Origin of the sequence: Thauera sedimentorum (genome assembly GCF_014489115.1) — a bacterium.
Taxonomy (GTDB): Bacteria; Pseudomonadota; Gammaproteobacteria; order Burkholderiales; family Rhodocyclaceae; genus Pseudothauera; species Pseudothauera sedimentorum.
This window is the reverse complement of sequence record NZ_JACTAH010000002.1, coordinates 721557-738643: the sequence shown is the minus strand read 5'-3', so window position 1 is coordinate 738643 and position 17087 is coordinate 721557. Positions and strand designations below refer to the sequence as shown.

The window sequence follows — 17087 nt, the reverse complement described above, 5'->3', positions numbered from 1 at the left end:
CCGATTGAAGGCAGCGCTCGACGAGCGAACACAGCAACTGGCCGAGGCCGAGCGGCGATTTGCCGACGCCGAGCAGCGTGCCCTGGCATGCGAGAACAGGGCCAGGTTCCTGAACGACGTCGTTGCCAATCTGTCTTCCTTCGCCCAGTCCCTCAAGGTGACTCAGTCATCGCTGGCGGCACTGGCGAACACCATGCGGGACGAGAAGGACCGCGCGCTTGAGGCCCAGAGCCTGTCGCTGGACAGCGGCAACTCGATCGACCGCATCGCGGCAAACCTGTCGGAACTGGCGGTCGCCTCCAACGATGCCGCGGGCCGGGTCGGCCAACTGGACGAGCGCGCCCAGCAGGTCGGCGGAATCCTCCAGCTGATCAAGGAAATCGCCGACCAGACGAACCTGCTGGCGCTCAATGCGGCCATCGAGGCCGCAAGGGCCGGCGAGGCCGGCAGAGGCTTTGCCGTGGTCGCGGACGAGGTACGCAAACTGGCGGAACGAACCGCCAGCGCCACCTCGGAGATCGCCACCATGGTTCAGCAGATTCGCACCGACACCGCCCGCAGCCGCGACCAGATGGTCGTGCTCGCCGAGCAGGCCGGCGCATTCAGCCAGGACGGCCAGGCCGCATCGGAGACCATGCGCCAGCTCCTGGGCATGTCCGGCCACATGGAAAAATCGGTGGCCGCCTCCGCCTTGCGCGGGTTCTGCGAACTGTCGAAGATGGATCACCTGCTGTACAAGTTCCGTGTCTATCAGGTGATCTTCGGACTCTCCGACGAAGACCCCAGCGAATTCGCGGACCATCGCAACTGCCGGCTGGGCAAGTGGTATTACGAGGGCGAAGGAAAGGCCTGCTTCTCCGCGCTGCCCGGCTACAGGGAGATCGAACCTCCCCATGTGAAGGTTCACGAATCCGCGCTGAGGGTATTGCAGGCCTATCGCAACGGCGACGAGAGCAGCGTCGTGAAGGCCATCTCCGACATGGAGCACGCGTCACTGGCCGTCATGGACGGTCTGGAGTGCATGGCGCAAAGCGGTCAGGCCGATGCGAGCCTGCTGTGCTCGCATGCGCATTGAGGGCGGCGTCGGACGCACGAGCTCGATGAGAAGGCCGGGGAGGGCGTAGCGGCCTTGCCGCGCAGCGGCGCGGTTCGCTGAAGGATTCAGGGCGAACGGTGGGACGTAGCCGGTAACCGGCTCAGCTTCGCCCGCGCAGCGGATCGAGCAAGCCGCTCAGGTTGTTGTGGTCGAGCTCGTGCATCAGCGCCAGCAGCTGGCCCAGCTGCCCGGGCGGAAATCCGTTGCGCGCAAACCAGGCGAGGTAAGATCCGGGCAGATCCGCGATCACCCGGCCCTTGTACTTGCCGAAGGGCATCTCGCGGGTCAGCAGCAGTTCCAGGTGTTCGGGATTCATCCCTTATCGATCCCCCATGACGGGCACCCCCGCGCCCCGATGCAACAAAGGTGAAGCACTTGAGCCTTCCCCACTCCGCTGGCCTCCACTTCGACACCCCGCCCATCGAACTGGAAACCGGCCCCGATCCGCGCTTCAGCGTGATCTGGATGCACGGCCTGGGCGCGGATGGCGGCGATTTCGAACCGATTGTCGCCGAACTGGCGCTGCCCGACACCCCGGCGCTGCGCTTCATCTTCCCGCACGCACCGTACCGCGCGGTGACCTGCAACGGCGGCTACGTCATGCGCGCCTGGTACGACATCATCTCGCTCGCCCCCGACAGCCGGCAGATCGACGAGGCCGGGCTGCTCGAATCGCGCGCGCTGATCCGCCAGCTGATCGAGCAAGAAACCGCGCGCGGCGTGCCCAGCGAACGCATCATCCTGGCCGGATTCTCGCAAGGCGGCGCGGTGGCCTACGTCACCGGGCTCACCCACCCGGCCCCGCTGGCCGGCATCATCGCCCTGTCGACCTACATCCCCAGCCCGCGGCTGCTGATCGAGGGTTTCGAGGCGGCACGCCGCCACATCCCGGTCTTCGCCGCCCACGGCAGCGACGACGACGTCGTGTCGCCAACCCTCGGGCTGCAGGCGGTCGAACTGCTCAGACAGCTGGGCATGGCGCCGGAGTGGCGAAGCTATGAGCTGCCGCATTCGGTAAGCCTCGAGGAAATCGCCGATATCGGCGCCTGGCTGCGGCGTGTGTGCGGCATGGGCGGCACAGGGCGCTGAACGGCCCGGCTGCAAATGAAAATGGGCCAGGCCCGTAAGGACCTGACCCATTGATGCATCTGGCGCGCCCGAGACGATTCGAACGTCCGACCCCTGCCTTCGGAGGGCAGTACTCTATCCAGCTGAGCTACGGGCGCGTGAAGGCCGGGAGTGCGTCCCAGCAAGGCGCGCAAGCATATACCGGAACTTGGGCGAAGTCCATGATGCGGCGCCACAAGCCGCAACGGGGCCGCTATAATTCGCGCTTTGCTCCCGCCAGTCAAAGGACCAAGCATGTCGGAACATCGCGCTATTCGTGCCGCCAAGCGGCCTCTCAGCATCGCACTGCCTGTCGTTGCCGTGGTCGCAGCCTCGCTGCTGGCTGGCTGTGGCAAGCAGTCTTCGGTCGACCCGGAAGTTACCGCGTCGGCCATTGCCCCGGTCGCCAGGATCGAGCTGAAGGTGGAGAAGGTTGCCCCGGGCTCGCGTACCGGCGAGCAGATCTACAACAGCGTGTGCACCAGCTGCCACGCCGCCGGTGCGCTGGGCGCGCCGAAGACCGGCGAGGCCGGCGAGTGGGCCGGTCGCCTGGGCAAGGGCCTGCAAGCCCTGGCCGCTTCGGTGACCAACGGCCTGGGCAACATGCCGCCCAAGGGCGGCGCGGCCGACCTGACCGATACCGAAATCGTGCGCGCCACCGCCTACCTGGCCAACACCGCGGGCGCGAGCTTCACCGAACCGCCGGTGGAATAAGCCGCGGCGCGGTTCGCACGGTTTGAGAAGGGCAGCCCGTGGGCTGCCTTTTTTCGTTCTGGTCACGGAGACTCCGGTAGGAGCGGCCTTGGCCGCGATTGCGGCGTCCGTTCTCTCGAGCGCTGCATCGCGGCCAAGGCCGCTCCTACAGGCGGGCTGCGCCCTTACCCGCGCCGTTCGAGCATGGCGAGCAGCGCGGCGGCGCGGTTCTTGCCCTCTTCCTTGGGCAGCGGGTCGTTGCTGCGCCGGTTGCTCATTTTCACGTCGCCGCCCATCTCGGCGATGAAGCGGCTGATCTCGCAGGGGCGGAATTCCTTGCCCGCCTTGCGCCGCTCACACCAGCTGATGGTGAGCGTGCGCTGGGCGCGGGTGATGCCGACGTACATCAGCCGGCGCTCCTCCTCCACCTTATCCTCGTCGATGCTCGCCTGGTGCGGCAGCAGGCCTTCCTCCACGCCGACCAGGAAGACGTGGGGGAATTCCAGGCCCTTGGAGGCGTGCAGGGTGGCGAGCTGGACGCCGTCGAAGTCCGGGTCGTCCTTGTCGAGCATGGAGATCAGCGCGATGGTCTGGGCGAGCTCGATGAGGTTCTTGCCGTCCTCGTCGCCCTTGCGGGTGAGCCAGCCGACGAAGTCGCGCACGTTGCTCCACTTGCTCTCGGCCTCGCGGCTGTCGAGGTGCTCGAACAGCCAGGCTTCGTAGCGGGTGGCGGCGAGCAGGTCTTCAAGCAGGCGGCCGGCCGGCTCGCGCGGCACGCGGTACTTGAGATTGTTGATGAAGGTGGCGAAGGCCTGCACCGCCTCGAGCTGGCGGCCGGCGAGGTGTTCGGCCAGGCCCTCCTCGAACACCGCGGCGAACAGGCTCACATGGCGCTCGCCGGCGTAGCGCCCGAGCGCTTCCAGCGTAGCCGGGCCGATGCCGCGGCGCGGGGTGGTGATCGCGCGGATGAAGGCGAGATCGTCGTCCTCGTTCTGCAGCAGGCGCAGGTAGGAGATCAGGTCGCGGATCTCGGCCTTGTCGAAGAAGCTCTGCCCGCCCGACATGACGTAGGGGATGCCGGCGTTGCGCAGCGCCTGCTCGACGATGCGCGCCTGGTGGTTGCCGCGGTAGAGGATGGCGTAGTCCTTGTAGAGCGTGCGCGCGGCGAACCTGTGGGCGTTGATCTTCATCGCCACCCATTCGGCCTCGGCGTCGGCATCACGGCAGCAATGCACGGCGATCTGCTCGCCGTCGCCGTGCTCGGACCACAGGCGCTTCTCGAACAGCTTCTCGTTGTTGGCGATCAGCGTGTTGGCCGCTTCCAGGATGCGACGCGAGGAGCGGTAGTTCTGCTCCAGCTTGATCACCCGCAGCTTGGGGTAGTCCTGCTGCAGCAGCTTGAGGTTTTCCACGTCGGCGCCCCGCCAGGCGTAGATGGCCTGGTCGTCGTCGCCCACCGCGGTGAATTGCCCGCGCTCGCCGGACAGCAGGCGCAGCAGGCGGTACTGCGCGCGGTTGGTGTCCTGGTACTCGTCGATCAGCAGGTAGCGCAGGCGGTGCTGCCAGCGCTCGCGCACTTCCTCGTTGTTCTCGAAGAGCTGCACCGGCAGGCTGATCAGGTCGTCGAAATCCACCGCCTGGTAGGCGCGCAGGGTGCGCTCGTACTGGACATAGGCCGCGGCCGCGGCGGCGGCGAGCTCGTTGTCGGCGAGCTGGGCGGCCTCGGCCGGGGTGATCATGGCGTTCTTCCACGAGGAGATCTGCCACTGCATCTGCTTGGCGATGCCCTTGTCGGCATCCTTGGCGGCGTCGGCAACGATCTGCACCGTGTCGGCGGCATCGAGGATGGAAAACTGCGGCTTGAGCCCGCAGTGCACCGCCTCCTGGCGGATGATGCGCACGCCCAGGGCGTGGAAGGTGCACACCGTGAGCCCCCGCGGCGCCCGCCCGCCCATCAGGTGGGCGACGCGCTCCTGCATCTCCTTGGCGGCCTTGTTGGTGAAGGTGATCGCGGCGATGTTCACCGGGCTGAGGCCGCACTCGTCGATCAGGTAGGCGATCTTGTGGGTAATCACCCGCGTCTTGCCGCTGCCCGCGCCGGCGAGCACCAGCGAGGGGCCGTCCAGGTAACGGATGGCCTCGCGCTGCGGGGCGTTGAGCAGGGCGGACACCGGCCTTACTTGATGGCGCCGAAGATGCGCTTGGCCCAGCTGCCGGCCGCGCCCACCGGGTTGGCGCGGATGGCGCGCTCTTCCTCGGCGATCATCAGGTAGAGGCCGTCGAGCGCCTTGCGGGTGACGTAGCTTTCGATCTGCGCGTCCTCGCTCTTCAGCAGGCCGACGCCGGCGGCCTGGCCGGCCAGCGCGTTGTACTGGCCGGCGAGCGCCAGGCGGTCGGTGTTCTGCTTGACCACCGGCAGGAAGAGTTCGGTGAGCCGCCCTTCGGTGTTGCGGCGGAAGTACTGGGTCACCGAATCGTCGCCGCCGGTGAGGATCTTTTTGGCGTCTTCCACGGTCATCTGCTTGACCGCGTTGGCCAGCAGGCTGCGCGCCTCGGGCACCGCGGCTTCGGCGGCACGGTTCATCGCGGTGACCAGGCGGTCGAGCTCGGCGCCCTGGCCGGTCAGGCGGAGGATGGGTTCGGCCTTCTGCAGCACCTCGGGCAGCGGAATCTTCACCTTGGGATTGCCGAGAAAGCCGTCCTGCTTGCCGAGCAGGTCCACCGCACGCGCCGCGCCCTGGCCGAGCGCCTCGCGCAAGCCGGTGGCGGTATCGCGGTCGCTGAAGCGGGCCAGCGCGGACAGGTCGGCCGCCCACAGCGGCGCGCAGATGACAAGCAGGGCGAAAGCCCGGAGAATCGAAGCCATGACGCACCCCCTCTCTCGGTAATAGGCACATGAAGGTCAAGATTATCGCCGCGATCGCGGTCCTCGTTCTCGCCATCGCCGGCTTTTTCGTGTTCACCCAGAAGCCGTCGGCGCCGGACGTGGCCTTCACCACCTTGCAGGGCGAGAGCTTTCGCACCGCCGACCTGCGCGGCCAGGTGGTGCTGGTGAATTTCTGGGCCACCACCTGCACCACCTGCATCAAGGAGATGCCCGCGCTGGTGCAGACCCACGAGAAGTTCGCCGCCCGTGGCTACCGCACCATCGCGGTGGCCATGGACTACGATCCGCCGGCGCAGGTGAAGGCCTACGTGGAACGCAGCGGGCTGCCCTTCACCGTGGCGCTCGATACCCGCGGCGAGGTGGCGCGGGCCTTCGAGGGTGTGCGCCTGACCCCCACCACCTACCTGATCGACAAGCGTGGGCAGATCGTGCAGAAGTACCTGGGCGAGCCCGACTTCGACAAACTGCATGCATTGCTCGAGCGCCTGCTGAACGAAGCCGTTTAGCGCGGTGCCGGGCCGGGAGCCGGACATGCTCACCGACTGGCGCAACCACTTCCTCCGTCAGGCCGACTACCAGTTGTGGGCCAACCAGGTGCTGTTCGACAGCCTGGCCCGCCTGCAGCCGGAGGCGCTGCACACCGATGCCGGCCTGTTCTTCCGCAGCATCCACCGCACCGTGGATCACATGCTGGTGGTGCTGCGCCTGTGGGCGGCCCGCCTGCGTGGCGAAGACCTGCCGGTAGACCTGCACAGCGTGGCCGAACCGCAGTGGGGCGATCTAAAGCACACGCTGCAACACGAGCTGCGCCAGTTCCGCCACTGGCTGGCGCAGCAGCCGGACAGCGCCTTCGAGCGCACCGTGCGCTACACCCGCACCGGCGGCGAGGTGCATCACTCCAGCGCCAGCGACATCCTCACCCACCTGATGACCCACTTCGCCCACCATCGCGGCCAGGTCTCGGCCGCTGCCACCCGCCTGGGCGCGCCCGCCGCGGAGATGGATTTCATCTACTTCGTGCGCGACATGGAACGCGCGGCCCGCGAAGCGCAGCGCCAGCGCCAGGAGCAACAGCAACAATAGCGCAGGAGCGGACTTGGCCGCGATGCGGTAGGCGGATTTTCGAAGGCCGCATCGCGGCCAAGGCCGCTCCTACCGGCGGGCGCGCAGCGCTGGGCTAGGACGGTGGCGAACGCAGGGCGTAGGCGCGGTCCGCATGGAACAGATACTCGACGCGCAGCAGGGGCGGCGGGTCGTCCTGGCGCAAGGGGTAGCCCACCACCGCAACACGTTCGCCGGGCGCAATGCGCGGAATCCGCCAGGCATGCAGCAGGCGGGCGGAGGCCAGCACCAGCGTCCATTCGGTGGCGTCGCGTGTCGGCAACCGGGTTCGGGCCAGCAGGGCCGCCCCGTCGACCTGCGCCCGCTGGGCGGGCAAGGACCAGGCGCGCAGATCGGCAGGCAGCGAGAGCGCCGGGTCGGGCGCGATCAGCAGTTCGACATGCGGTGCGGACCAGCGCGCCGCCGTCACCCTGCCGGCGAGATACCACGGGTGTGCGGTGTCGACATCGCCCCAGCCTGCGGGCCGGGCATGGGCCAGCAAGGGCGATGCGGCACATGCCGCGAGTCCGCCGAGAAACAGCCGACGTTCCATGAAGCGCTCCACTCGAATCCGCACGATTGCCCGTCCCTCGGGAGTCGGGCTGTCGGTTCGATGGCTTCAGCGCGCCGGAGTTCGCACCGTCCGCCGGTCCGCCGTGGCAGGCTGCGCGGCGGCGGTGCGCGCCGTCAGACCACCCCGGCGCCGTGGGCCTGCTGGTCGGCCCAGTAGGAAGAACGCACCATCGGTCCACAGGCGGCGTTCTTGAAGCCCATTTTCAGCGCTTCGGTCTCGAACATCTTGAAGGTGTCCGGATGCACATAGCGCAGCACCGGCAGGTGGCCGCCTGACGGCTGCAGGTACTGGCCGATGGTGAGCATCTCGACGTCGTGGGCGCGCAGGTCGCGCATCACTTCGAGGATCTCCTCGTCGGTTTCGCCCAGACCGACCATCAGGCCGGACTTGGTCGGCACTTCGGGGTGGCGCGCCTTGAACTCCTTCAGCAGCTTCAGGGAATAGGCGTAGTCGGCGCCGGGACGGGCCTGCTTGTAGAGGCGCGGCACGGTTTCCAGGTTGTGGTTCATGACGTCCGGCGGGGCCTGGTCGAAGATCTCCAGGGCGATCTCCATGCGCCCGCGGAAGTCCGGCACCAGCACCTCGATGGCGGTCTTGGGCGAGGCCGCGCGGGTTTCGCGGATGCAGTCGACGAAGTGCTGGGCGCCGCCGTCGCGCAGGTCGTCGCGGTCGACCGAGGTGATCACCACGTAGTTGAGGCGCATCGCGGCGATGGTGCGTGCGAGTTCGGCCGGCTCGTCGGCGTTGAGCAGTTCCGGGCGGCCGTGGCCGACGTCGCAGAAGGGGCAGCGCCGGGTGCAGATGTCGCCCATGATCATGAAGGTGGCGGTGCCCTTGCCGAAGCACTCATGGATGTTCGGGCAGGAGGCTTCCTCGCACACGGTGTGCAGCTTGTGGTCGCGCAGCGTGGCCTTGATCTCGTTGAAGCGTTCGGCTTCCTGGCCGGCGCCGAGCTTGATGCGGATCCACTCAGGCTTCTTCAGGCGTTCGGCCGGGACGATCTTGATCGGGATGCGGGCGGTCTTGTCGGCGCCGCGCTGCTTGCGCACGGGGGTTTCCATGTCGGCTTCTCTGTGTTCTGCGGGGGTGGGGGGTATTGTGCCTCGTTATACGGCGGCCTGGGCACTGGGGCTGTCCGCAGGGCTGCGGAGCGGGTCGATGGGCGGCAGCAGGCGCAGCAGGTGGCCGAGCAGGCGTTCGCCGACCGCGGCGACATCGTCGGTCGCGCCGAGATCACGCATGCGGATGGTGGCGAGGCCCTCGTAGCCGCAGGGATTGATCCAGCCGAAGGGGGCGAGGTCCACATCCACGTTGAGCGCCAGGCCGTGGTAGCTGCAGCCGTTCTTCACCCGCAGGCCGAGCGCGGCGATCTTGGCGCCGTCGACGTACACCCCAGGGGCGCCAGCCTTGCGCTCGGCCGCGATGTCATAGTCGGCCAGGCAGTCGATCAGCGCCTGCTCCATCAGGTTCACCAGCTCGCGCACCTTGAGGCGGCGGCGCGGCAGGTCGATCAGCAGGTAGGCAACGATCTGGCCGGGGCCGTGGTAGGTGATCTGCCCGCCGCGGTCGATCTTGACCAGCGGGATGCCGGAGTCGCGCCCGGCGGGCAGCAGGTGCTCGGGGCGTCCGGCCTGGCCCAGGGTGTAGACCGGCGGATGCTCGAGCAGCCAGATTTCGTCGTCGGTGGCGTCACTGCGGGTGGCGGTGAAATGCTGCATCGCTTCCCAGGCCGGGGCGTAGTCCACCCGGCCGAGGCGCTTCACCACCAAGCCAGCGCTCACAGCACGACCTTGACCATGGGGTGGGCGGTGAGCTCGCGGTACACCGTGTCCACCTGCAGCTGCGACACCGCGCGGAAGGTGCAGGTCACCGCCAGGTAGTTGCCCTTGGCCGAAGGGCGCATCTCGACGCTGCCCGGGTCGAAGTCGGGGGCATGGCGCTGGACCACTTCCACCACCGCCTGGGCAAAGCCCTCCACCCGCAGGCCCATGGCCTTGATCGGGAAGTCGCAGGGGTACTCGATCAGGGTCTGGCGACCCTGGGGGTTGTCGGGCGTGTTGTCAGCCACCGCGCATCACCGTGTTCTTGAAGTCCTGATACCAGGCATGCATCTGCCGGCCCACCGGGCCGGGCCTGCCGCTGCCCACCGGGCGACCGTCCAGGGTGGTGATCGCCAGCACCTCCTTGGTGGAGGAGGTCATCCAGATCTCGTCCGCGGCGCGCACCTCGTCCTCGAGGATCTCGCGCACCTCGTGCGCCAGGCCGTGGCGCTGCGCGAGCTCGAGCACCACGTCGTAGGTGATGCCGGGCAGCATCAAATGGCTCTTGGGCGGGGTGAGCATCACCCCGTCACGCACGATGAAGATGTTGGAAGCCGCCCCTTCGGTGAGGAAGCCGTCGCGGAACAGGATGGTCTCGGCGCAGCCCTGGGCCACCGCCTGCTGGCGCAGCAGGCAGTTGGCGAGCAGCGCGATGGTCTTGAGGTCGCAGCGCAGCCAGCGGAAATCCGCCGCGCTCACCGCCGCCACGCCGCTTTCCAGCTGGGCGACGGACGGCGTGACCAGCGCATCGCTCATCAGGAACACGGTGGGCCGCACCTCCGCCGGAAAGGCGTGGTTGCGCTTGTCGTCCGCGCCGCGGGTAACCTGCAGGTATACCGACTGGTCCTGCCAGTCGTTGCGCGCCACGATCTCGCGCACGATGGCCGCCCATTCGGCGGCGCTGTGGGGATCGGGCAGGCCGATGGCCGCCAGCGTGTGGCCCAGGCGGACGATGTGCTCCTCCAGGCGGAAGGGCCGCCGGGAATACACCGGGATGACCTCGTAGCCGCCGTCACCGAACAGGAAGCCGCGGTCCATCGGCGACACGCGGGCCTGCTCCAGGGGCAGGTACTGACCGTCGAGATAGCAGATGCTCATGCGTGCCTCCGCGCGCTGGGTTGGGGCCTGCCCGAAGGGCTCAGAGGTTCTTGATCCACATCAGCAGGGCGTCCCACAGGCGGCCGAAGAAGCCGGCCAGCGGAACGTCCTGCAGGGCGACCACAGGATATTCGCCCAGCACCCGACCGTCGAGCGCGAGCTGCATGGTGCCCACCGCCTGGCCCTTCTGCACCGGGGCGACCAGCGGCTGCTGGCTGGTCAGCGTGGCGCTGATCTTCTCGGCCTGGCCCTTGGGCAGCGACATGACGAAGTCGCTGGTGAAGCCCACCGCCACTTCCTTGGCCTGACCCTTCCAGATGCGGAACTGGCTGAGCGCCTGCTCGGCGGCGTAGAGCTGCACGGTATCGAAGAACTGGAAGCCGAAGTTGAGCAGCTTGAGCGATTCCTGGGCGCGGATGGTGTCCGAGTCGGTACCCACCACCACCGAGATCAGCCGGCGCGGGCCACGCTGCGCGGAGGCCACCAGGCAATAACCGGCGCTGCTGGTGTGGCCGGTCTTGATGCCGTCGACCGTGCCGTCCATCCACAGCAGGCGGTTGCGGTTGGGCTGGGTGATCTTGTTGTAGGTGAATTCCTTCTCGGCGTAGAGCGGGTAGTACTCCGGGAAGTCGCGCACGATGGCCGAGGCCAGCAGCGACAGGTCGCGCACCGTGGTGTAGAGCTGCTCGTCGGGCAGGCCGGTGGCGTTGGTGAAATGGGTGTCCTGCATGCCCAGGCGGCGCGCCTCGCGGTTCATCAGTTCGGCAAAGGCCTCTTCCGAACCGGCCACCAGCTCGGCCAGCGCCACGCAGGCGTCGTTGCCGGACTGCACGATCATGCCGCGGATCAGTTCTTCCACGTTCACCGGGCGGCGCGGCTCGATGAACATGCGCGAGCCTTCCTGGCGCCAGGCCTTCTCCGACACCGCGACCTGCTGGTCCAGCGTGATGGTGCCGGCCTTGAGCGCGGCAAAGGTCACGTAGGCGGTCATCAGCTTGGTCAGCGAAGCCGGCTCGATGCGGGTGTCCGGCTCATGCGCGGTCAGCACCTGGCCGGTGCCGTGGTCCAGCAGCAGCCAGGCCTTGCCGGCCAGCACCGGGGCGGGCACGTTCTGCGCGGCGGCGGAAAAAGCGAAGAGGGAGAGCAGCAGGGTCAGGACAAAACGCATGGGTGGGAAGAACCTGTTGAATGACAAGGGGAATCGGGCGGGCAAAAACGATACACGCCCCAGGCAGACCCGGGACGCCGGGGTTGGTTCAAAGTGTTACCGGACCACCAGGAAGGGCTGCAGGTTCAGCGTGCGGGCCACCTGCTCGGCCACCCCGCGGGCTTCGCCCTCGCTGCCCCAGGGGCCCAGGTGCAGGCGGAAGCGGCTGCCGTCGGCCAGCAGCAGCACGCGGTCGGCCAGTTCGGACAGTTCGCGCTCGATACGGCTGCGCAGATCCTCGGCGTTGGCCCGCGAGGCGAACACGCCAAGCTGCAGGAAGACCTGCCCGCCGCCCGCCCCGGCCTCGATGCGCGCCGGCGCCGCAGTGGTGGCAGCGGCCACGGCCGTCGGCTCGGGTGCGGCCCGCACCACGCCGCCGCCGTCCTCGCCGGGCACGATCAGCTCGACTTCCACATTGGCGTGGCCGGCATTGATGTAGCCCAGGCGGTGCGCCGCGGCGTAGGACAGGTCGATGATGCGGTTGCGCAGGAAGGGGCCGCGGTCGTTGATGCGCACCACCACCGAGCGCCCGTTGGCGAGATTGGTCACCCGCACGTAGCTGGGAATCGGCAGCGTCGGATGCGCGGCGGTCATCGCGTACATGTCGTAGGGCTCGCCGCTGGAGGTGGGCTTGCCGTGGAAGCGGCGGCCGTACCAGCTCGCCACGCCGCGCTGGCGGAAGGGCTGGACCGCGGTCACCGGCACGTACTCCTGGCCGAAGACGTTGTAGGGGCGGTTGGCGAAGCGGTGCAGCGGCTCGGCACGCGGCACCGCGTCGGGCACGCGGTCCAGGTCGGCCGGCGGGTTGGCGCCGGGACCGTCGTCCTTGTAGTAGCCGCCGCCGGACTGGCTGGCCTGGGTACCGGGCTGGCCGGCGGCATCGTCCGGCGCGCGGGGCGCGGTGCCGCAGGCGGCCAGCGCCAGGCTGAGCACGAGCGCGGGCAGCAGCCCGGCGGACCGGGGGGCATGTAAGGCGGAAGAGGCAATACGCAAAAGCATGTCGGCTCCGGGTCAGTCGGCGGCGCTCACCCGATGGCGATGGATGCTCATCAGGATACCCACGCCCAGGCACAGTGTCACCAGCGCGGTGCCGCCGTAGCTGATGAAGGGCAAGGGCACCCCCACCACCGGCAGGATGCCGCTGACCATACCCATGTTCACGAAGGCATAGGTGAAGAAGATGGTGGTGATCGCGCCGGCCAGCAGGCGGGTGGCGAGCGAAGGCGCGCGCAGGGCGATCTGGTAGCCGCGCACCAGCAGCAGGATGTACACGGCCAGCAGGGCGAGCGCGCCGGCCAGGCCGAACTCTTCGGCCAGCACCGAGAAGATGAAGTCGGTGTGGCGCTCCGGGATGAAGGCCAGGTGGGTCTGGGTGCCGTCCAGCCAGCCCTTGCCGAACAGCCCGCCGGAGCCGATGGCGATGGTGGACTGGATGATGTGGAAGCCCTTGCCCAGCGGGTCGCGGGTCGGGTCGAGCAGGGTGCATACGCGCTGCTTCTGGTATTCGCGCATGCCGTACCAGTCCACCCCGGGCTGGCACAACTGGTCGCCGAACACCACGATGGCGCCGATGCCGACCACGCCGGCCAGCACCACCGGCACGATCAGCTTCCAGGACAGGCCGGCGAAGTAGATCACGTACAGGCCGGCCGCGGCCACCAGCAGGCTGGTGCCCAGGTCCGGCTGGGTGACGATCAGCCCCACCGGCACCGCCAGCAATACCCCGGCGACGATGAAGGTCTGCAGGTTGGCGACGCCCTCGCGCTGCTGGAAGTACCAGGCCAGCATCAGCGGCATGGCAATCTTCATCAGCTCCGAAGGCTGGATGCGGGTGACGCCGATGTCCAGCCAGCGTTTCGCACCCTTGGAGGTTTCGCCGAACGCGGCCACGCCGATCAGCAGCAACACGCCGAGCAGGTAGAGCGGCACCGCAAGCATCAGCAGACGCTGCGGCGGCAGGCGCGCGGCGACCCACATCGCCGCCAGCGCCACGCCGGCATTCACCATCAGGGCCTGCTCGCGCTCGGGCGAGGCCGACATCATCAGCAGGTAGGAGGCGGCCAGCAGGATGAGCAGGATGGCCAGCAGCACCGGGTCGATCGGGCGCACGAAGCCGCGGATGAGGTTGAAGGGATGAAAGCGCTGTTCGGTCATCATTGGCTTTCGGCTCCTGCGGCGTCTTCCGGTGCGGGGTCGTCCTGCTTGCGGCCGAGCAGGTGGAAGTCGATCACCTGGCGGGCGATCGGCGCGGCAGACTGCGAGCCGAAGCCGCCGTTCTCCACCAGTACGGCCAGGGCGATGGTGGGTGCTTCGGCGGGCGCGAAGGCCACGAACAGCGAGTGGTCGCGCAGGCGCTCGGCCACCTTGCCTTCCTCATAGCGCTGGCCGCGCAGCGAGAACACCTGCGCTGTGCCGGTCTTGCCGCCCACTTCATACGGCGCGCCGGCAAAGGCGCGCGCGCCGGTGCCCGTCTTGTTCACCTCGACCATCGCGCGGCGCACCGCGGCCACGTGCTTGGGATTGAGCGGAATCTGGCGGATCGGCTCGCTTTCCACCGCGCGCCGCGTACCGTCGCGCGGATTGACCACATGACGCACCACGTGCGGACGAAACACCCGCCCGCCGTTGACCATGATGGCCATCGCATTGGCCAGTTGCAGCGGCGTGTAGGCGTTGTAGCCCTGGCCGATGCCCACCGAGATGGTCTCGCCGCCGTACCAGCGCTGCTGCTCGGGCTTGCGGAAGCGCTCACGCTTCCACTCCGGCGAGGGAAGCACGCCTTCGGCCTCGCCCGGCACGTCGATGCCGCTGCGCTCGCCGAAGCCGAACTGGCGCATGAAGGACGCAATGCCGTCGATGCCCAGGTCGTTCGCCAGCTGGTAGTAATAGGTGTTGCTGGAGACCACGATGGACTCGTGCAGATCCACCGTGCCGCGCGCCTTGTGGTCCATGAAGCGGTGGCCGCCGTACACGAAGTAGCCGGGATCTGGGACGCGCTGCTCGATGGTGCGCTTGCCCGCGGCCAGCCCGGCCAGCGCCATGAAGGGCTTGAAGGTTGAGCCGGGCGGGTAGGCGGAATAGATCGCCCGGTTGAGCAAGGGCAGGTCGGGCGAGTCGTTGAGCCCCTGCCAGTCCTTGGTGGAAATGCCGTCGACGAACAGGTTGGGGTCGAAGGTGGGCATGGACACCAGCGCGAGCACGCCGCCAGTGTTCGGCTCGATCGCCACCAGCGCGCCGCGGCGGTCGCCGAAGGCGCGTTCGGCGACCTGCTGCAGCTCGATGTCCAGGGTCAGTTCCAGGTCGTTGCCCGGCAGCGCCGCCTGGCGGTCGAGCAGGCGCACCGCGCGCCCGCCGGCGTTGACCTCGACCTGCTCGAAGCCGGTGGTGCCGTGCAGTTCGGCCTCGTAGGACAGCTCCAGGCCGGACTTGCCGATGTGGTCGGTGCCGCGGTAGTTGGCGGTCTCGCCGCGCTCCTCGATACGCTGCAGGTCGCGGTCGTTGATGCGGCCGATGTAGCCAATCATGTGCGAAGCCACCGCGCCGAGCGGATAGTCGCGGAACAGGCGGGCCTGAACCTCCACGCCGGGGAAGCGGTAGCGCTCGGCGACGAAGCGCGCCACTTCCTCGTCGGTGAGCCGGGTGCGGATCGGCACGCTCTCGAAGTTGCGGCTTTCCTCGAGGATCTTGCGGAAACGGGTCCGGTCGCGCGGCTGGATGTCGATGATCGCCGACAGGGCGTCGATGGTCTCGTCCAGCCTGCGTACCTGCGAGGGATTGATCTCCAGCGTGTAGGCCGCGTAGTTGCGCGCCAGCAGCTTGCCGTTGCGGTCGGCGATGGTTCCACGGTTGGGCACCACCGGCAGCAGGGCAATGCGGTTGTCCTCCGCGCGGGTATGGAAGTACTCGTGGCGCACCACCTGCAGGTAGTAGAAACGCCCGGCGAGCACGGCGAAGCAGCTCAGGATGAACAGCAGCGCCACCACCACCCGACGGCGGAAGCGCTGCATCTCCTGGTCGGGGGAGCGGAACTCGGTCATCGGGCGAGGCGCTCAGATCGGCCGGTTGTCATCGCGGTCGACCGGCTGGTACTGCGGCAGCAGCAACAGGAAGGTGAGCGGCAGCCACAGCAGCGCACCGCTGAAGCTGGAGAGGAAGTACCACCAGCCGGGAAACTCCGCGCCGGCCAGCAGGCGCACCAGCACCATCAGTACCTGCGCGAGCAGCAGCCCCGGCAGCACGTGCAGGGCCTGCTCGAGCGGCGAGAACCACAGCACCCGGCGCGACAGCGCGGTGGCGAAGTAGGCGAGCACCACATAGGCCAGCGCGTGCTGGCCCATCGCCGCACCCAGGCCGATATCCACCAGCAGGCCGAGCACGAAGGCGGTGCCCATGCCCACCTTGAGCGGCTCGCGAATGCACCAGAAGGCCAGCACCAGGGCCACCCAGTCGGGCACGCCGGGCAGGCGCCCGGTCGGGATGTAGCGCAGGCCGAGGGCGACGATCAGGCTGAACCACACGAACCACAGACGGGCCGGCAGCAGGATGCGGCTGGAACGGTTGGTCGGCTGCATGCCTCAGGTCCTCCCCGGCTGGGCGGCGGCGTCCTGCTCGCTGGGCGGCGGCGGCGGCAGTTCGGCGCGCCCCACCACCAGCACCTGGATACTGCTCTCCACACCCGCCGACGGTTCGCAGGCGATGCTGACGAAGGCCTGGCCCGGGGTCTCGCGGTCCACGCGCGACACCGTGGCCACCGGCAAGCCCGCGGGAAACACGCCATCCAGGCCCGAGGTCACCAGTTCGTCGCCCGGCATCACGTCGGCGCCCGCCAGCACATGGCGCATCTCCAACCGCCCCTGGCCGGTACCGAACAGCACCCCGCGCAGGCCGTTGCGCACCACCTCCACGGCGATCGCCTGGTTCTTGTCGGTGAGCAGGGTGACTTCGGCCTGCACCGGGTAGACCCGGGTGACCTGGCCGATCACCCCGCGCGCGTCGACCACCGGCAGGCCGGCTTCCACGCCGTGCTGGGCGCCGCGGTCGAGGATGACCTTGCGCGCGAAGGGATCGGGGGCGTTGTAGAGGATTTCCGCGCTGACGCTGGTTAGCGGCACCCGCCGGGCCATCTCCACCAGACCGCGCAACTGCTCGTTCTCGCGCTGCAGGTGCTCGAAGCGCAACAGCAGCTGGGCCGAATCGAGCACCTCGCGGCGCAGCTCGGCGTTCTCCATCTGCACCTCGACCAGGGTGGCGAAGTAGCGCGAGGCGTTACGCACGAAGTCCGCCGGTGCCGCGGCAGCCATCTGCAGGGGGTAGGTGACCACCGAGATGCCCTGGCGCAGCACGTCGAGGTAGCGGTACTTGATGTCCGCCACCAGCATGGCCAGGCAGATCGAGACGAGCAGGATCAGGCGGACCAGCGGGGCGGGACCACGCCGGAAGATCGGGGGCGCCTGATGACCTACCAGGGACATGTCTTGCGTCTAGCTTGCGGCAGCGGAGGCAGG

At 68.4% G+C, this 17087-nt stretch carries 19 protein-coding genes, 1 tRNA gene and 1 pseudogene; 6 read left to right on the top strand and 15 right to left on the bottom strand.

Annotation, left to right across the window (positions count from 1 at the left end; genetic code table 11):
* Nucleotides 1-364 precede the first annotated feature (364 nt).
* Together IAI53_RS18795 and IAI53_RS18790 are read left to right on the top strand one after the other, a co-directional pair.
* Nucleotides 365-619, top strand: a pseudogene (locus IAI53_RS18795) (methyl-accepting chemotaxis protein); the annotation flags it as partial.
* A 15-nt stretch (nt 620-634) separates the two neighbouring features.
* Complete coding sequence (locus IAI53_RS18790) at nt 635-1075, top strand: CZB domain-containing protein (RefSeq protein ID WP_432813930.1); 441 nt, start codon at nt 635-637, stop codon at nt 1073-1075.
* A gap of 121 nt (nt 1076-1196) precedes the next feature.
* Here IAI53_RS18790 and IAI53_RS13245 read toward each other — a convergent pair whose 3' ends face one another.
* Nucleotides 1197-1412, bottom strand: coding sequence for a DUF3820 family protein (locus IAI53_RS13245; RefSeq protein ID WP_187718651.1), 216 nt, complete (start codon nt 1410-1412; stop codon nt 1197-1199).
* Between the two features lie 59 nt (nt 1413-1471).
* Between IAI53_RS13245 and IAI53_RS13240 the strand changes: the two genes are divergently transcribed.
* Nucleotides 1472-2185 (top strand): alpha/beta hydrolase, encoded by a 714-nt coding sequence (locus IAI53_RS13240; protein WP_222948299.1) that lies wholly within the window; start codon nt 1472-1474, stop codon nt 2183-2185.
* Nucleotides 2186-2245: 60 nt separating this feature from the next.
* Here the strand turns inward: IAI53_RS13240 and IAI53_RS13235 are convergent.
* Nucleotides 2246-2322: transfer RNA gene (locus IAI53_RS13235), tRNA-Arg, on the bottom strand.
* Nucleotides 2323-2458: 136 nt separating this feature from the next.
* Here IAI53_RS13235 and IAI53_RS13230 point away from each other — a divergent pair.
* Nucleotides 2459-2917: a c-type cytochrome gene (locus IAI53_RS13230; protein WP_187718650.1), complete on the top strand. Its 459-nt coding sequence runs from the start codon at nt 2459-2461 to the stop codon at nt 2915-2917.
* A 164-nt stretch (nt 2918-3081) separates the two neighbouring features.
* Here IAI53_RS13230 and IAI53_RS13225 read toward each other — a convergent pair whose 3' ends face one another.
* Together IAI53_RS13225 and IAI53_RS13220 are read right to left on the bottom strand one after the other, a co-directional pair.
* Entirely contained in the window at nt 3082-5067 is a 1986-nt protein-coding gene (locus tag IAI53_RS13225; protein WP_187718649.1) for a UvrD-helicase domain-containing protein, read from the bottom strand.
* Nucleotides 5068-5072: 5 nt separating this feature from the next.
* Nucleotides 5073-5762, bottom strand: a complete 690-nt coding sequence (locus IAI53_RS13220) for a DUF4197 domain-containing protein (protein ID WP_187718648.1) — start codon at nt 5760-5762, stop codon at nt 5073-5075.
* 29 nt (nt 5763-5791) lie between these two features.
* Here IAI53_RS13220 and IAI53_RS13215 point away from each other — a divergent pair, with 29 nt between their 5' ends.
* Together IAI53_RS13215 and IAI53_RS13210 are read left to right on the top strand one after the other, a co-directional pair.
* Nucleotides 5792-6289 carry a TlpA disulfide reductase family protein gene (locus IAI53_RS13215; RefSeq protein WP_187718647.1) on the top strand — a complete coding sequence of 166 codons (498 nt, stop codon included), beginning with the start codon at nt 5792-5794 and terminating at the stop codon, nt 6287-6289.
* A gap of 25 nt (nt 6290-6314) precedes the next feature.
* Nucleotides 6315-6866, top strand: coding sequence for a DinB family protein (locus IAI53_RS13210; RefSeq protein ID WP_187718646.1), 552 nt, complete (start codon nt 6315-6317; stop codon nt 6864-6866).
* 94 nt (nt 6867-6960) lie between these two features.
* Here IAI53_RS13210 and IAI53_RS13205 read toward each other — a convergent pair whose 3' ends face one another.
* The 11 genes from IAI53_RS13205 to mreC form a co-directional block, all read right to left on the bottom strand.
* The gene (locus tag IAI53_RS13205; protein WP_187718645.1) at nt 6961-7437 is read right to left on the bottom strand and encodes a hypothetical protein; all 477 of its coding nucleotides are present in this window, start codon (nt 7435-7437) and stop codon (nt 6961-6963) included.
* A gap of 134 nt (nt 7438-7571) precedes the next feature.
* The gene (gene lipA, locus IAI53_RS13200) at nt 7572-8519 is read right to left on the bottom strand and encodes a lipoyl synthase (RefSeq protein WP_187718644.1); all 948 of its coding nucleotides are present in this window, start codon (nt 8517-8519) and stop codon (nt 7572-7574) included.
* A gap of 45 nt (nt 8520-8564) precedes the next feature.
* The gene (gene lipB, locus IAI53_RS13195) at nt 8565-9227 is read right to left on the bottom strand and encodes a lipoyl(octanoyl) transferase LipB (RefSeq protein WP_187719438.1); all 663 of its coding nucleotides are present in this window, start codon (nt 9225-9227) and stop codon (nt 8565-8567) included.
* 8 nt (nt 9228-9235) lie between these two features.
* Nucleotides 9236-9448: a YbeD family protein gene (locus IAI53_RS13190; RefSeq protein WP_262407747.1), complete on the bottom strand. Its 213-nt coding sequence runs from the start codon at nt 9446-9448 to the stop codon at nt 9236-9238.
* Between the two features lie 70 nt (nt 9449-9518).
* Complete coding sequence (locus tag IAI53_RS13185) at nt 9519-10376, bottom strand: D-amino acid aminotransferase (protein ID WP_187718642.1); 858 nt, start codon at nt 10374-10376, stop codon at nt 9519-9521.
* Nucleotides 10377-10416: 40 nt separating this feature from the next.
* Complete coding sequence (locus IAI53_RS13180) at nt 10417-11544, bottom strand: D-alanyl-D-alanine carboxypeptidase family protein (protein ID WP_187718641.1); 1128 nt, start codon at nt 11542-11544, stop codon at nt 10417-10419.
* A gap of 96 nt (nt 11545-11640) precedes the next feature.
* Nucleotides 11641-12582, bottom strand: coding sequence for a septal ring lytic transglycosylase RlpA family protein (locus IAI53_RS13175; protein ID WP_187718640.1), 942 nt, complete (start codon nt 12580-12582; stop codon nt 11641-11643).
* A 12-nt stretch (nt 12583-12594) separates the two neighbouring features.
* Nucleotides 12595-13737, bottom strand: coding sequence for a rod shape-determining protein RodA (gene rodA, locus IAI53_RS13170; RefSeq protein ID WP_187719437.1), 1143 nt, complete (start codon nt 13735-13737; stop codon nt 12595-12597).
* Entirely contained in the window at nt 13737-15620 is a 1884-nt protein-coding gene (mrdA, locus tag IAI53_RS13165; protein ID WP_187718639.1) for a penicillin-binding protein 2, read from the bottom strand. Before mrdA ends, rodA begins: the two co-directional genes overlap by 1 nt.
* 12 nt (nt 15621-15632) lie before the next feature.
* Nucleotides 15633-16154 carry a rod shape-determining protein MreD gene (gene mreD / locus IAI53_RS13160; RefSeq protein ID WP_187718638.1) on the bottom strand — a complete coding sequence of 174 codons (522 nt, stop codon included), beginning with the start codon at nt 16152-16154 and terminating at the stop codon, nt 15633-15635.
* Between the two features lie 3 nt (nt 16155-16157).
* Complete coding sequence (gene mreC, locus IAI53_RS13155) at nt 16158-17054, bottom strand: rod shape-determining protein MreC (RefSeq protein ID WP_187718637.1); 897 nt, start codon at nt 17052-17054, stop codon at nt 16158-16160.
* Nucleotides 17055-17087 lie beyond the last annotated feature (33 nt).